We start from the raw sequence: 14,238 nt of genomic DNA on the forward strand, positions 1-14,238 counted from the left end.
AGTGCCCCGTCCCGAAACGGGCGATCGACTAGCGTCGACACCGTGTCAACGTCGACCACGGGACCACATCCGGCCTGGTATCCGACCGGACGCGGCTCGCTGCGTTCCCGAGCCGTCAACGGCTCACTCGGCCAGGTCGTCCATCCGCTGATGACCGCGGCGAATCTGGGACGGCCACAGGCATCCGCGCGCCTGATCAGCGCCATGCGGCCGGGCGTCAACCGATCGCTGGTGGCCCTGTCTCCCCTCCCCGCGGGCACCCGCGCACGGAACGTCAGCGCATGGTGCGACGGAGAGCGCGTCCGCGGTGAGTGGGTGGCCGCGCATTCCGGTTCCACCGTGCCCGACCCGGCGACCACCTCGACGGTCATCTACTACCTGCACGGCAGCGGCTATGTGATCTGCTCGCCCCGCACGCACCGTGGGCTCGTCGCGCGCCTGTCCCGGCGGACCGGATGGTCGGCTTTCAGTCTCGACTATCGCCTCGGACCTGAGTTCCCCTTCCCGACGGCGGGCAACGACGCGATCCGCGGGTACCACTGGCTGCTGAACTCGGGATTCCGGCCGGAGCAGATCGTGGTGGCCGGCGACTCGGCGGGCGGACACCTCGCCCTCGACCTGCTCGCGGACAACCACCGTCGTGGCATCGGACAACCCCGCGGTGTCGTGATGTTCTCACCCCTGTACGACCCGAGCTTCGAGACCGCGGTCGCCAGCCAGCGACGCGGTGTGCGTGATCCGCTGATCGATGCCGTTGCCGCACAACGGATTCTGCGTCTCTACACGCGGGACGCCGAACCCGATCACCCCCGGATGAAGGTCGCGCTGACATCGGAGATGACATTGCCGCCGACTCTCATTCAGGTGGGCGGCCTCGAGGTGATGGGCGACGACGCACGCGCCATCCATCGTGAGATGTCCGCGGCCGGCGCCCATGTTCGCCTGCAGGAGTGGCCCGACCAGGGGCATGTCTTCCAGATGTTCCCACTGTTCTCGTCCACTGATTCCCGGCGCGCATTACGGGAAGCCGCTAGCTTCATGTCATCACTCACATAACTTGGGTTTCTCGATCCAGGAAAGCAGGTAATGCCCCATGTCCGATCTCGATGACCTCATGGCCCGACTGCCCGTCGACGACATCGCCAAGCAGCTCGGCGTCGACCACGCGACCGCACAGTCGGCCATCGGGCTCACCGTGCCCGCGCTGCTCGGCGGGCTGCAGGAGCAGACCAAGAATCCCGATGCCGCGAACAGTCTGATCACCGCGCTCGGCCAGCACGACAACGATGTCGCCAAGGGCGACATCAAGCTGTCCGACGTCGATACCGCCGACGGCAGCAAGATCGTGACCAAGATGTTCGGCGGCCAGACCGACCAGCTGGTGAACAACCTTGCCGGACAGAACAATGCGGCTGCCGTGGACTCGGGGCTCATCCAGAAGCTGCTGCCGATCCTGGCCCCGATCGTGCTGAGCTACGTGACCTCGAAGATCCTGGGTCAGAACGCGGGCACGGGCACCGGGAACGCGGCGCCGGCGAACACCAACGCCGGTGGCATCGATCTGGGCAGCATCCTCGGCAGCGTGCTGGGTGGCGGCAATGCCGGCGGCGGAAACGCGGCCGGCGGTCTGGGCAGCATCCTCGGTGGCGGCAAGTAGTCGGCGAACCTCCCTGTCCCTGTCACCTCACTGTCCCTGTCGATCTCACGATCGGCAGGGACAGTCCGCTTCCTCCACCACGGTCGTGACGACGCGGCAGGTCTCCTTGGCGCGATACATCGCCCGGTCCGCCGCAGTGACCGCCTCACCCAGCCAGGCCACCTGCTCATGCACGATTCCATTGAGCGACACGACTTCCCGGCACACCGTGTAGCCGACGCTGACACTCACCGCTTCCACACCGGCGGGCCGGGACGCACCGGTGGCGAGTCCGGCGACGAAGGTAGCCGCCCCATCGGGTTCCACGCCGGACACCACCACGAACTCGTCGCCGCCCAGACGCGAGACGATCGCGTCGTCCCCCGCGGCGTCGACGAGGCCTGTACCCACCGCGCGCAGTAGTTCATCACCGCTTCGATGGCCGCGAGAGTCGTTGACCGCCTTGAATTCGTCGATGTCCACCATGCACACCACGAGATCGGACTCGCTGCGCCGGACGTGCCGGAGCACATCGGCGAAATGACTGCGCAGGCCACGCTGATTGAGCAGACCGGTGAGACCGTCCTGACCCGCCGCCTCCGCGGCGAAAGACGTCTCCGTCCACAACCGCTCGGTGGCGATCGGCACCCCGATGATGGCCACCAGCAAGAACACCGCCGTCGACAGTCCGCTCGCCGCATCGATGTACAGCGGGTCCCGCGCGCCGACGACCAGCAGTCGCACCGTGAAGAAGCAGATCCAGAAGGTCGCGTACACCGAATGCCAGAGGAGCGGCACGATCCCGTGGCTGACGGACAAGAACGCGCCGACCGCGAGCATGGCCACGCAGGCGGCGAGTTGGGCGCTACCACTCGACAGGGTGAGCGTGGCGACGATGATGGTGATGTCGGCAATGACGAAGCACGCCAACGACACCCGCATGGTGATCGCGGTGCGCCACCGGAGAACGGCGACGGCGAACGCCACGGCCCCCACCGAGACCAGGTTCAGCACGATCGTGCCCGCCGTGGTGTGCGGTCCCAGTTCGTAGAACTGCATCTGGAAGTTCCCGAATCCCCACAACACCATGACCAGGGCGGCCATGGTCATGGCGAATGGCCGTAATCCGTAGCTGTCGAGCACTTTTCGCTTACGCGCGGAGACCTCGTTCTCGCGTCGCCAACTGCTGCGGAGCGACCCGATCAGGTCCCGCGGGCGCGTCGCACGTTTCGACGAGCCGCGGACCGATGTCCGTCGCGCCATGGCCACCGACCGGATCCGGTTGCCGCCGGCCCGCTTCGCTTCGTACATCACCGTGTCGGCGCTGCACAGACCGTCGTCGAGGATCCGTTTGATGGCGCTTCGGCCCGCGACGGCCGAGGTTGCCGGACCGATGACGCATTCGCCGACACTCGCGGAGATCGCGCCATATCCCGGTACCCGTACCGTGCCGATCGTGGCCCGCACCGATTCGGCAAGGCCGCCACACTCGTTCGCGGTGACGCGCTCGACGAGCGCGAACTCCTCGCCACCGGTCCGCGCGATGACGGCGCGCGGCCGGGCTCGTGTCAGATGATCCCCTACCGCGATGAGAACGTCGTTGCCACCCGTGTGTCCGAGGGTGTCGTTGACCGCTTTGAAACCGTCGAGGTCAGCGGTGACGACCACCACCTCGGACGGCGGACCGTCGGCGAAGAGCGGCATCGAATTCCGCAGCAGGCCACGGTAATTGAACAGGCGGGTGAGCGGGTCCCGTTCGGCCTCCCACGAGGCGCGGACGATGCCGGTCCACACGACGACATGCGTCAACGGCACCAGCACCAGGGCGAGAACCAACATGCAGGCGATGGCGACGCCCCCCGGTATCGCGACCTCACCCGCGCGCACCGTCTCGACGACACACACCGCGGCCACGATCGTCGCGGCGGACATCTGCGCCACCAGCACCCGGCCACCGTGCAGCATCACGATGTACCACGCGAGCAGCGACATCGTGATGCACGCCATCGCCGACGCCAACCAGGCCGAGTAGGACAGCGCGGCCAGCGTCAGCATCGCCTGCGCTGTTCCGACGAACACCAGTGACTGGCGGTAACTCGGCCAGTTCCCGTGCCAACCCCACCACAGCGCGGCGATCGCCGCGATCACGGATATCACGATCATCGACGCGTGCACCCAGGGCTGCTGCGGGCCCCGGTCGGAGAACTGCATGACGATATTGGTGGCAAAGAGGATCGCGGCCGCGATTCCCACGATTCGCTGCGGTGCGCGACCGAGGCGTCCGAACCTGAGATTGCCCAGACGCCAGTCATAGTCCGCGCGCGCCGACGATCCGTCCACGGATCCGAACTCCACTGCCCCGACTCCTCTTGCTGCGCCCCCGAAACACACCAGGCGCCTCCACCCAACCACACCGGGCGCCGAACGTATACGATCCCGGCGGTCGAGCGTCTACACGATCAGTGGCAGCACACCGACCGCGGCGATCGTCCAGGCCACATGGCCGGCGATCGGGGGAATGATCGAACCACTGGCCGCCCGGGCGACGGCGGTCATGGCACCCAGCACGAACGCCGCCAGCGTCAGTCCGAGATTGCCGGTCACGGCAGTGACCGCGGTGTAGACCACCGTGGTCAGCACCACCGCGAACACGGTCCCGCGCCGTCGTTCGGCCACGACATACAGACCGCCGCGGAAGAACAACTCCTCCGCCACGCCCGTGACGCCGGCCAGCAGGATCAGCGACGGCACCACATGATTTCCGGTGCGGGCGATGAGGCTGCGCACCTGATCGTCGAGCACCGGGATATGTGCCGCCACGTAGCCGCCGACGAGAAACGACACGCCCACCACCGCTGCGGTGGCCGCCGCAATCCACCAGGTCCGCCGCACCGGCGGGTCGCCGATCCACCCGCGTCCGGCCACCCAGATGCCGCCGACCGTCCATGCTGCCGCGATTCCCAGCGACGCCCCGTAGAACGCCGTGGACCCGTGCTCGGCCCGCACCGACCACGCCAGGAATGCCCCGCCGACGAGCATCGTGAGGCAGCACGCCGCGACAGCGGTGCGGAAAGACGGTGAGGTGGGGCGCGCGTCAGTCATCGCGCACCGGCCGGTGTCTCGGGGAGGTCCGTGCCCGGGCCATCCGCACCGCGGACAGCCCCAGGGCCAGCGGCACCGCCGCCATCAGCACGGGGACACTGGTTTTGCGCGAACGCAGACCGACACCTCCGGTGGCATGTCCGGTGACGGTAGGTCGTCCACCGACCATTTCGACGTCGCCACCCGCCCACGGGGCGTCGTAGGACTGGAGCACATGGGGATCGGCAGAGCTGTCCGGCGACTCCAGACTCGTGGCCATGGCGTCGGCGATGGCCACCGATCCCAGACGCGTCGGCCGATCCGCACGGCACACCATGTCATGTCCGAGGCTCTCGATCAGCGCCTGCACGAGCGACGGCGACAGATCGACGAAATGGCAGGCCAGCGTGGCCACGAGCCGATGCGGAATGAAAGGAAGCGGAATGAAGACACGCTTCAATCCGGCCACGCGGCAATACATTTCGATCAGTTCCGCATATCTCATGACGTCCGGGCCGCCCACGTCGAGCGACGCGGGCAGCGCCACCCCCGGGGCACTCGCATCCACGAGGATGCCGAGTATGTCGGCGATCGAGATCGGCTGGACGTCCCGGTTGAGCCATCCGGGCAGGGGCGAGAACGGCACCCGTTCCGACAACTGCCGCAGCATCTCGAAGGAGGCGCTGCCCGCGCCCAGAACGATCGCCGCACGCACGGTCGACGAGGCCACCGACGACGAGGCGAACAGTTTCTCGATGTCCAGCCGGGAGTACAGGTGATCGGACAGATCAGCGTCCGGAAGGTCGGGCACCAGACCGGAGAGATAGACGATGCGACCGACCCCGTGCTCCTCGGCGGCCGCGATGACGTTCTTCGCCGCCTGGTGATCCTTCTCGATGAAGTCGTCGCCGTCCATCGAGTGGATCAGGTAGTAGATCACGTCGATCGACTCGACGGCGGACTCGATGCTCGCCGGATCCATCACATCGACATCGGCGACAGTCACATCGTCGCCCCAGGGGAAACGGGCGAGTTTGTCGCGGTCACGCACCCCGACCGTGACCTCGTGGCCGGATTCGAGCAACGCCGGCACCAGCCGTGACCCCACATAGCCGGTGGCGCCGAGCACCAGGACCCGGCCCGGGCGAGAAGGGACATCTGAATCGAGCACGTGCAACTCCTGTGTGCGGAAGGTCCGCCCCAGCACGGCGTCACACCGCAGTTGTCCCCGACTCGGCAGTTCGGCATCACGCCGACTACCGCCAGCGTACGGACGAAACCACCACCCGGCGACCGCGCCCTCCGGAGTTCAGGCTCCCGCGGTCGCTCCGGTCAGCGGCGGATGCTCGTCGAGTGCCGCGTTCTCGTCGTCGCTGAAAGCTCGCGAACGGGAGAGGAAACGGACACCCTCCGGCGCCTCGAGACTGAAGCCCGCACCCCGACCGTTCACGACGTCGAGGATCAGCTGGGTGTGTTTCCACAGTTCGAACTGGTCGCCGTTGATCCAGACCCGAACGGCCGGAAGCGGTTCCGGGAGTTCGATCTCGCCGACGAGTACATCGCGTTGTCCCACACGGTATTCGCCGACGGGATAACACATGGGGGCGGAGCCGTCACAGCATCCACCGGACTGGTGGATCATGAGTCCGCCGTGCAGCTCCGACAATTTCGTCAGGAGCTGCACGGCGGCGTCTGTGGCGACCACCCGATCAGGAACGTTGTTGTCCGACACGGGTATCACCTCTGCTCTCTCTGTGGAAGAACCGGATCCGGGACTTCGTCCGGATCAGAAGAAGCCCTTCGCATTCTGAGCGTAACCAACGAGGAGGTTCTTGGTCTGCTGGTAGTGCTCGAGCATCATCAGGTGATTCTCGCGGCCGATGCCGGACTGCTTGTAGCCGCCGAAGGCCGCATGCGCCGGGTAGTCGTGGTAGGTGTTCGTCCACACACGGCCGGCCTGGATCTCGCGGCCCGCGCGATAGGCGGTCGCACCGTCACGGCTCCACACGCCGGCACCGAGACCGTAGAGGGTGTCGTTGGCGATGTTGATCGCGTCCGAGTACTCGTCGAAGCTGGTCACCGCGAGCACCGGTCCGAAGATCTCCTCCTGGAAGATCCGCATGGTGTTCTTGCCCTCGAAGACGGTCGGCTTGATGTAGTAGCCGCCGGACAGGTCGCCGCCCAGGTCGGCGGGCTCGCCACCGATGAGGACCTTGGCGCCCTCCTCCTTGCCGATGGCCAGGTAGGAGCTGATCTTCTCGAACTGATCGTTCGACGCCTGGGCGCCCATCATGGTGTCGGTGTCGAGCGGGTTGCCCTGCTTGATCTGGCCGACGCGGTCGATGGCCTTGTCCAGGAAGTCGCTGTAGATGTTCTGCTGGATCAGGGCACGGCTCGGGCAGGTGCAGACCTCGCCCTGGTTGAGCGCGAACATCGTGAAACCCTCGAGTGCGCGATCCAGGAAGCCGTCGTCGGAGACCATGACGTCGTTGAAGAAGATGTTCGGGCTCTTGCCGCCCAGCTCCAGCGTGACGGGGATCAGGTTCTCCGACGCGTACTGCATGATCAGGCGACCGGTGGTGGTCTCACCGGTGAAGGCGATCTTGCGGATGCGGTTGCTCGACGCGAGCGGCTTGCCCGCCTCCACACCGAAGCCGTTGACGATGTTGAGCACGCCCTCGGGCAGCAGGTCACCGATGAGGCTGACCAGGTACATGATCGACGCCGGGGTCTGCTCGGCAGGCTTCAGGACGACCGCGTTGCCCGCGGCCAGCGCCGGTGCCAGCTTCCAGACGGCCATCAGGATCGGGAAGTTCCACGGAATGATCTGGCCGACGACGCCGAGCGGCTCGTGGAAGTGGTAGGCGACGGTGTCCTCGTCGATCTCTGAGATCGAGCCCTCCTGGGCGCGCAGGGCGCCGGCGAAGTAGCGGAAGTGATCGATCGCGAGCGGGATGTCGGCGGCCAGGGTCTCGCGGACGGCCTTGCCGTTGTCCCAGGTCTCGGCGACGGCGATCTTGTCGAGGTTCTCCTCCATGCGATCGGCGATGCGCAGCAGCGCCAGCGAACGCTCGGCCACCGAGGTCTTGCCCCACGCGGGTGCGGCCTTGTGCGCGGCGTCGAGGGCGAGGTCGATGTCCTCGGCGGTCGAGCGCGCCACCTCACAGAAGGTCTTGCCGTCGACCGGCGACGGGTTCTCGAAGTACTGCCCCTTGACCGGCGGGGTCCACTTGCCGCCGATGTAGTTGTCGTAGCGGGACTCGAAATTCATCACCGAGCCGTCGGTACCCGGCTTTGCGAAGACGGTCATCTGTGCTCCTCCTGCGTCTGCGGAATGGTCGGGGTGTCACTCGCGCCACCTCGTGGCCTTCGATGTGATCTGTTCCACAACCTACGATCGGCCGGGTTGCACGTGCGTTGCAGCCGCTGCAACGCACTGAAACCGCACGTCAACGCGTGCGCGTTTGGTTCCACGCAGCGGACCGCGCGTGGCCGCTATGTCCACATCTCGGTGATCCGGTCGATCGCGCCCAGGATCGCCTCGGTGTCGGCTTCTGGCGTTCCGTCAGGTCGAACCTCGACATCGTTACCGAGGAGGTCGATCACATGCTCAGCGAAGGAACGCGGCGGCTTGTCGACGTCACGGAGAATTCTGCGGTCCTCGTCGGTGCCGTGCCGAGTGACGGCCCGTTCAATGAGTGCCCGGTCACCAGCGGCGAACGGATCAAGAAAGCGCATCAATGCCTCCAGCCGTCCCGGTTGCGCGGCCAACATGTCACTACTTGCCCACGGCTGTTCAGCACGACCGTCGCGTTCTTACCGTCGTATCGAAAAACCGTGCCGTACTTTCCATTCTGACGCGTCACCTTCAAGGGGTGTCGAACCGCATCGTTGAGCGCTCCGTCATTGACCCCGTGCCCATTGCGATTGAGTCGGTTCTGCTGCCCGTGCTCGGTGAGTCCGGTGATCTTTTTCGGTGCCCCCGGCGGCGGCAACGCGGGTCGTTCGGGACCACGCGGCAACGCGCGACACTTAGCCCGTAGTGCTGCGTTCTCACGCCGGAGGGAGGCGGCTTCTGCGTTGTATGCGTGATACTGCGCGCTCTGCTGAGGCAGGCGGAACCGATGTGGCTTGGCGTTATGGGCTGCAATCCGCGCGTTCAGATCGCGTAACTGAGCCGCGCATGAAGTGGCCGGTGCCGCGTCGGCCCGAACGACTTGTACCAGCGCGGAGGACATCATCACGGCGAGCAGCACAATCAGTCCGACGATCAATTGCCGGAGAACGCGTCGAACCAGGATCATTACTTACTCCGATATCGAGGAGTGAATGCTCAATCTGCGCACCGAAGGCTACCGACATCGCCTGCCTATCACCATCGTTCGGTCAGGCGACGGCCACAGGTACGCCCCTCTCTCCGATGACTTCATCGACAACCGCAGGAAACCTTCGGCAGACTAAGGGCATGACTTTCACCGCTCGTGGTTTCCCCGTCCGCATCGGCATCCAGTTACAGCCGCAGCACGCGCCCGAGTACTCGATGATTCGCGACGCCGTGCGCCGCGCCGAGGACACCGGTGTCGACATCGCGTTCAACTGGGATCACTTCTATCCGCTCTACGGCAATCCCGACGGCGAGCATTACGAGTGCTGGACGATGCTCGGTGCGTGGGCCGAACAGACGAGCCGGGTCGAGATCGGACCGCTCGTCAGCTGCAACTCGTACCGGAATCCGGATCTGCTCGCCGATATGGCGCGCACCGTCGACGCCATCAGCAACGGGCGACTGATCTTCGGCATCGGATCCGGATGGTTCGAGAAGGACTACGACGAGTACGGCTACGAATTCGGGACCAAGGGCAGCCGCCTCGACGACCTCGCCGAGTCGCTGCCCCGGATCATGAAGCGCCTCGAGGTGCTCAACCCGCCGCCCACGCGCCACATCCCCGTGCTGATCGGTGGCGGCGGAGAGAAGAAGACGCTGCGGCTGGTCGCCGAGTACGCCGACATCTGGCATTACTTCGTCGACGTGGAGAGCTACCGGCGCAAAGCCGCCATTCTCGACGAGCACTGCGCGGCGGTCGGCCGCGATCCGGCGCTGATCGAACACTCCGCCGGATTGTCGATGACCAAGCCCGATCAGGTCGGCGAAGCACTCGCCGCCGCGGACGCCCTCGTCGCCGAGGGCATCTCGCTCATCACGGTCGGCTCCTCGGGACCGGACTATGATCTGACCGTCCTCGAAGCCCTGTGCCGCTGGCGGGACTCGCACAACGCGTGATCGCGGGTGTCGCCGGGGATGCGGCCGGAGGAACGCCGGAACCAGACCGTCGACGACCGATAGATTGGGTGGCATGTCCCTGAGTGCTCGGCTACCGCATCCACGGAAACCCGCTGCCATGCTGGCGGCGCTGGCGTTGTCGCTGCTCGCCCTGATCGTGCCGTTCGGCGCGGGTGGGGCATCGGCCGAGCCTGCGACACGGCTGCCGAGTCAGGTCATGGATTCCGCCGGCGTATTGACTGCCGGCCAACGAGATCGCCTGCAGGCCCAGATCGATCAGCTGTACTCCGAGCACGAGGTGCAGCTGTGGGTCACCTTTGTGCGCAACTTCAACGGTCTCGGTGCCGAACGGTGGGCGCAGCAGACCATCCAGGCCAGCGATCTCGGTGATCGCGACGTCCTGCTGGCCGTGGCGACCGATGACCGCGCGTATTACTTCGATGCGCCGAGTTCCTTCGACGAACTCAGCCGGTCCGAGGTCGAGGACATCGGCCGCAGCGACATCGTTCCGCAGTTGAAGTCGGGAAGTTGGGCCGGTGCCGCGGAGGCCGCGATCTCGGGATTGAGCGGCGCAATGCAGCCGTCGCACACGCTGGCCTACACCGCTGCGGGCGTCGGTGGTGCGGCAATCGTGGGCGGTGCCGGGGCACTGCTCTACACGCGCAGTCGCCGGCGTCGCCGGGTCGAATCGGGTGTCGAAGCCATGCGGGAGGAGGCCTTCACCGGTGATCAGCTCGCGGCCGCACCCCTGGAGGTTCTCGACCCGTGGTCACGCGAGGTGCTGACCGACACGGACAACGCGATCCGCACCAGTGAGGAAGAACTGCAACTGGCGATCGGCGAGTTCGGTGAGGCCGAGACGGCGCCGTTCACGGATGCGCTCAGCGCTGCGAAGCAGGCGCTCGCGGAGTCCTTCGCGGTGCGGCAGCGGCTCGACGACGACATCCCGGAGACGCCGGACGAACAGCGCCGCATGCTGCTGCAGATCATCACCACCTGCACCGACGCCGATCAGGCCCTCGACGCCCAGGTCGAGAACTTCGACGCGATGCGGAACCTGTTGATCAATGCCGACTCGCGACTGGCCGCACTCACACAGTCACTGGTGGCCCTGCGGGCACGGCTCGAGGGTTCGCAGGAGCGTCTCGACGCCCTGACCGCCAAGCACGGCGCTGAGACCATCGAATCCATCGCCCACAACGTGACACTCGCGACCGAACAGGTCGACTTCGCTGAACGCAGCGCCGACCAGGGGCGCGAGGCCGCCGCCGCGCCCGCGGGGGAACAGGGCCCCGCGGTCGCATCCATCCGATCGGCCGAGGGCGCCATCGCGCAGGCGACGAAGTTGCTCGATGCGATCGACAACGCCGACCGCGACATCGCTGCCGCGCACACCCGGACGCCCGCGCTGATCGAGGAGATCGACGGGGAACTGGCCGAGGCCGCGCAGCTGAGCGACGACGGCGGTCCGGAGTTGGCAACCGCGGTCGCCGCCGCCACCGAGGCCGTCGCTGCCGCTCGCGCCGGCACCGACGATCCGCTGGGCACCTATACCTCACTCATGGATGCGGACGCGGCGCTGGACGATGCGCTCGCCTCGGCGAAGTCGGCCTCGGCCGAACGGACCCGACGCGCGGAACTGCTCACCGCGGCCCTCACGTCGGCGCAGGCAAAGGTCACGGCCGCAGCCGATTTCATCGCCACCCGACGCGGTGCGGTGCAATCCGTCGCACGCACACGGCTGTCCGAGGCGCAGCGCCTGCTCGGCGAGGCGAACGCGGCATCCACGGGCGATCCCACCGGCGCGGCCGAAACCGCGCGCCGGGCAGGCACTCTCGCCGACGAGGCGTTGATGGCCGCCCAGGGGGATGTCGCCCAGTGGCAGTCGTCGCAGCAACCCCGCCGGCCGTCGACCGGGGGTGCCGTTCTCACCGGCATTCTGGTCGACAGTTTCCTCCGCGGCGGTATGCGGGGTGGAGGGTTCGGAGGCGGCTTCGGCGGTGGATTCGGGGGAGGCGGGTACTCCAGTGGCGGCCGCAGCCCCGGATCCTTCGGCGGTTCCAGCAGTTCCGGACGCATCGGCGTCGGCGGACGATTCTGACCGGGCATCGGCCATGCCGGATCCGGGGACCGATGTGGAGCGTGCCGCACTCGAAGCGATCGTCGACCGGAACCGCGCCGCGCTGATCGACAGCGTCGTCAGGCTCGACGATGCTCAGTCCCGCAGTCGGCTGGTGCCGTCCGCGACGACCCCCATCGGTCTGCTCAAACACGTTGCCGCAGTTGAGCGATTCTGGTTTCAGCACATCCTCGCCGGTCGGCCGTTCGCCGAATGCGACGGCCCCGCGAAGGCCGGACGTGCGAGCTTCACCGTCCGCTCCTCGGAGACGCTGGACGACGTCGTCGCCGAATTGCGTGCCGCATATGAGGTATCCCGCACCATCACAGCCGATTTCGGATTGTCGGACACCGTGCTCAATCATCACGGTGCGGAGGTGTCGCTCTATTCGATTCTGCTGCACATGATCGAGGAACTCGCTCGCCATGCCGGTCACGCCGACATCCTCGTCGAGCAGATTCTGGCCGACGAGCACACGTAGGTGCGCGCGATGGGCACCACCTCGGCGAGTTGACAATCGAACGGGTGTTCGATACTGTGGTGTTATTCGCAGGTCATGGCATCGGGGGGTGGACCATATGACCGCATCGGTTGAACTATCACCAGGGTTGGTGGCCAAGTATGAGCAGCTGGAGATGCTGCTCGACGAGATCATCGTCGAATCCTCCCAGTCATGTTCGGAAGCCGAGCTTGTGGGCCTCGCTGAGACGCATGAACGGTTGTATCGGCGCATGGCCTTCGCTGGGCATCGGCGGGTGATGGATGTGTCCGATCGTGCCGCCCACAGGTCGGCAGGCTGTCGTTCGGTGCAGGACTTCATGTTTACGCGGCTTCGCATCACCGATTTCCGCCGTCGCATGGATGCGATGGGGGCGTTGATGCCCACCTATACGCTGCAGGGCGAGGTGAAAGAACCCGAATGCCCGGACACCGCAGCCGCTTTGGCCGAAGGCGCGATCAACCCCGATCATGTCGGTGCGGTGCTGGACGTGATGAAGAAACTGCCGGCGGCGGTATCGGTCGAGGACCGCGAGACTGCCGAGTCGGCGCTTGCCGAATACGCACGAGAGTTGACGCCCAAAAGCATCCGACAAGTCGGAGCACGCATTCTCGCGCACCTCGATCCGGACGGTTCGCTGTCCGACGAGCGGGATCGCAAACGACGCCGCCGATTGTCGGTGCTCGATCCCGATGTGCAGCAGATGTCAAAGATCGTCGGCTATCTGGATCCCGAGACCCGAGCGATGCTCGACGTAGTGATGGCCGCCTGGGCGGCACCCGGGATGAACAACCCTGACGACGATCAGTCGCCGGTCGGGCATGTCGACGAGGCAGATCCGGAACGGGTGAAGGAAGCGGCACAACGGGATTCGCGTGGTGCAGCCGAACGCCAGCACGACGCGTTCAAAGCCTTACTGCGGTGCGCTCTCGATGGTGGTGTGCTCGGCAAGTCCCATCGTGGGCTACCGCCGCATCTGATCATCAAGATCACCGAGAGCGAGCTCCGTGAACGCGCTGGACTCGGACACACCACCACCGGCGCCGATCTGCCCATCGGTGATGTGATCAAGCTGGCGGCCGAATCGCAGATGTACCTGGCGGTGTTCGCCGACCACACCAATGAACCCTTGTATCTCGGTCGAGCCAAACGGTTGGCGAATCAGGCCCAGAGGTTCATGGGTTTCGTGCAGTACGGCGGGTGTTCAGTTCCGGGTTGTCCGCGACCGTTCTCCCACACCGAGATGCATCACGCCGAACAGGATTGGACCGACGGCGGTCGTACCGACGTCAACGCGATGGCTCCGGCATGCCCGCCACACAACCGGCTCGTCGGACCGAAGACCGGACAGTTGTCGACCATCAAGATCCGCACCGGCCCCGACCGCGGACGCTACGGATGGACCCGCAACACAACCGACGGAGTTCCGCCCGACAAGTCGCGGACCAACCACATCCACCTCGTCGACGAACTCCTGAGAAGCCGGCAACAACCACCACCGACCTCCGCATCCCGAACCGAGATCGCATTCCGAGAAGTTCTGACCTCCCGTCGAAGAAGCCGCACCGACGTCATCTTTCGCACCACGGAGCAGGCAGATGCGTGAGTACAGTCAGATCCGA

The 14,238-nt window shown here is 66.0% G+C and carries 13 protein-coding genes; 6 read left to right on the forward strand and 7 right to left on the reverse strand.

The genetic code is table 11. The features are described from left to right. Positions 1-42: 42 nt before the first annotated feature. A complete protein-coding gene (locus AC4JJG_RS13690) occupies positions 43-1,056 on the forward strand; it encodes an alpha/beta hydrolase (protein ID WP_495398347.1) in 1,014 nt (337 codons plus the stop codon). 37 nt (positions 1,057-1,093) lie between these two features. Continuing rightward, positions 1,094-1,657 (forward strand): DUF937 domain-containing protein, encoded by a 564-nt coding sequence (locus AC4JJG_RS13695; RefSeq protein ID WP_495398346.1) that lies wholly within the window; start codon positions 1,094-1,096, stop codon positions 1,655-1,657. Positions 1,658-1,702: 45 nt separating this feature from the next. Here AC4JJG_RS13695 and AC4JJG_RS13700 read toward each other — a convergent pair whose 3' ends face one another. The 7 genes from AC4JJG_RS13700 to AC4JJG_RS13730 all read right to left on the reverse strand — a co-directional run bounded on the left by AC4JJG_RS13700 (position 1,703) and on the right by AC4JJG_RS13730 (position 9,021). Then, positions 1,703-3,991, reverse strand: a complete 2,289-nt coding sequence (locus AC4JJG_RS13700) for a GGDEF domain-containing protein (protein WP_495398345.1) — start codon at positions 3,989-3,991, stop codon at positions 1,703-1,705. A 96-nt stretch (positions 3,992-4,087) separates the two neighbouring features. Beyond that, entirely contained in the window at positions 4,088-4,738 is a 651-nt protein-coding gene (locus tag AC4JJG_RS13705) for a CPBP family intramembrane glutamic endopeptidase (RefSeq protein WP_495398344.1), read from the reverse strand. Beyond that, positions 4,731-5,888 (reverse strand): NAD(P)H-binding protein, encoded by a 1,158-nt coding sequence (locus AC4JJG_RS13710; protein ID WP_495398343.1) that lies wholly within the window; start codon positions 5,886-5,888, stop codon positions 4,731-4,733. Before AC4JJG_RS13710 ends, AC4JJG_RS13705 begins: the two co-directional genes overlap by 8 nt. A 138-nt stretch (positions 5,889-6,026) precedes the next feature. Beyond that, entirely contained in the window at positions 6,027-6,449 is a 423-nt protein-coding gene (locus tag AC4JJG_RS13715; RefSeq protein ID WP_495398342.1) for a DUF779 domain-containing protein, read from the reverse strand. Between the two features lie 54 nt (positions 6,450-6,503). Next, a complete protein-coding gene (gene exaC, locus AC4JJG_RS13720) occupies positions 6,504-8,027 on the reverse strand; it encodes an acetaldehyde dehydrogenase ExaC (protein WP_495398341.1) in 1,524 nt (507 codons plus the stop codon). A gap of 185 nt (positions 8,028-8,212) precedes the next feature. Beyond that, a complete protein-coding gene (locus AC4JJG_RS13725; protein WP_495398340.1) occupies positions 8,213-8,488 on the reverse strand; it encodes a hypothetical protein in 276 nt (91 codons plus the stop codon). After that, a complete protein-coding gene (locus tag AC4JJG_RS13730) occupies positions 8,455-9,021 on the reverse strand; it encodes a hypothetical protein (RefSeq protein ID WP_495398339.1) in 567 nt (188 codons plus the stop codon). Before AC4JJG_RS13730 ends, AC4JJG_RS13725 begins: the two co-directional genes overlap by 34 nt. Before the next feature lie 161 nt (positions 9,022-9,182). On the opposite strand from AC4JJG_RS13730, the gene AC4JJG_RS13735 reads away from it, so the two are divergent. The 4 genes from AC4JJG_RS13735 (at position 9,183) to AC4JJG_RS13750 (ending at position 14,222) form a co-directional block, all read left to right on the forward strand. Then, the gene (locus tag AC4JJG_RS13735) at positions 9,183-9,998 is read left to right on the forward strand and encodes an LLM class F420-dependent oxidoreductase (protein WP_495398338.1); all 816 of its coding nucleotides are present in this window, start codon (positions 9,183-9,185) and stop codon (positions 9,996-9,998) included. Between the two features lie 73 nt (positions 9,999-10,071). After that, positions 10,072-12,099: a TPM domain-containing protein gene (locus tag AC4JJG_RS13740; RefSeq protein WP_495398336.1), complete on the forward strand. Its 2,028-nt coding sequence runs from the start codon at positions 10,072-10,074 to the stop codon at positions 12,097-12,099. 13 nt (positions 12,100-12,112) lie between these two features. Continuing rightward, positions 12,113-12,598 (forward strand): DinB family protein, encoded by a 486-nt coding sequence (locus AC4JJG_RS13745; protein WP_495398334.1) that lies wholly within the window; start codon positions 12,113-12,115, stop codon positions 12,596-12,598. Positions 12,599-12,695: 97 nt separating this feature from the next. Beyond that, positions 12,696-14,222, forward strand: a complete 1,527-nt coding sequence (locus AC4JJG_RS13750; protein WP_495398333.1) for an HNH endonuclease signature motif containing protein — start codon at positions 12,696-12,698, stop codon at positions 14,220-14,222. Positions 14,223-14,238: the final 16 nt, after the last annotated feature.

Source organism: Gordonia sp. B8661-1 (assembly GCF_059427765.1).

Coding starts and splice junctions, on each gene's coding strand:
- exaC (WP_495398341.1), bottom strand. CDS start 8,027: ATGACCGTCTTCGCAAAGCCGGGTACCGACGGCTCGGTGATGAATTTC.
- AC4JJG_RS13695 (WP_495398346.1), top strand. CDS start 1,094: ATGTCCGATCTCGATGACCTCATGGCCCGACTGCCCGTCGACGACATC.
- AC4JJG_RS13745 (WP_495398334.1), top strand. CDS start 12,113: ATGCCGGATCCGGGGACCGATGTGGAGCGTGCCGCACTCGAAGCGATC.
- AC4JJG_RS13740 (WP_495398336.1), top strand. CDS start 10,072: ATGTCCCTGAGTGCTCGGCTACCGCATCCACGGAAACCCGCTGCCATG.
- AC4JJG_RS13705 (WP_495398344.1), bottom strand. CDS start 4,738: ATGACTGACGCGCGCCCCACCTCACCGTCTTTCCGCACCGCTGTCGCG.
- AC4JJG_RS13730 (WP_495398339.1), bottom strand. CDS start 9,021: ATGATCCTGGTTCGACGCGTTCTCCGGCAATTGATCGTCGGACTGATT.
- AC4JJG_RS13750 (WP_495398333.1), top strand. CDS start 12,696: ATGACCGCATCGGTTGAACTATCACCAGGGTTGGTGGCCAAGTATGAG.
- AC4JJG_RS13735 (WP_495398338.1), top strand. CDS start 9,183: ATGACTTTCACCGCTCGTGGTTTCCCCGTCCGCATCGGCATCCAGTTA.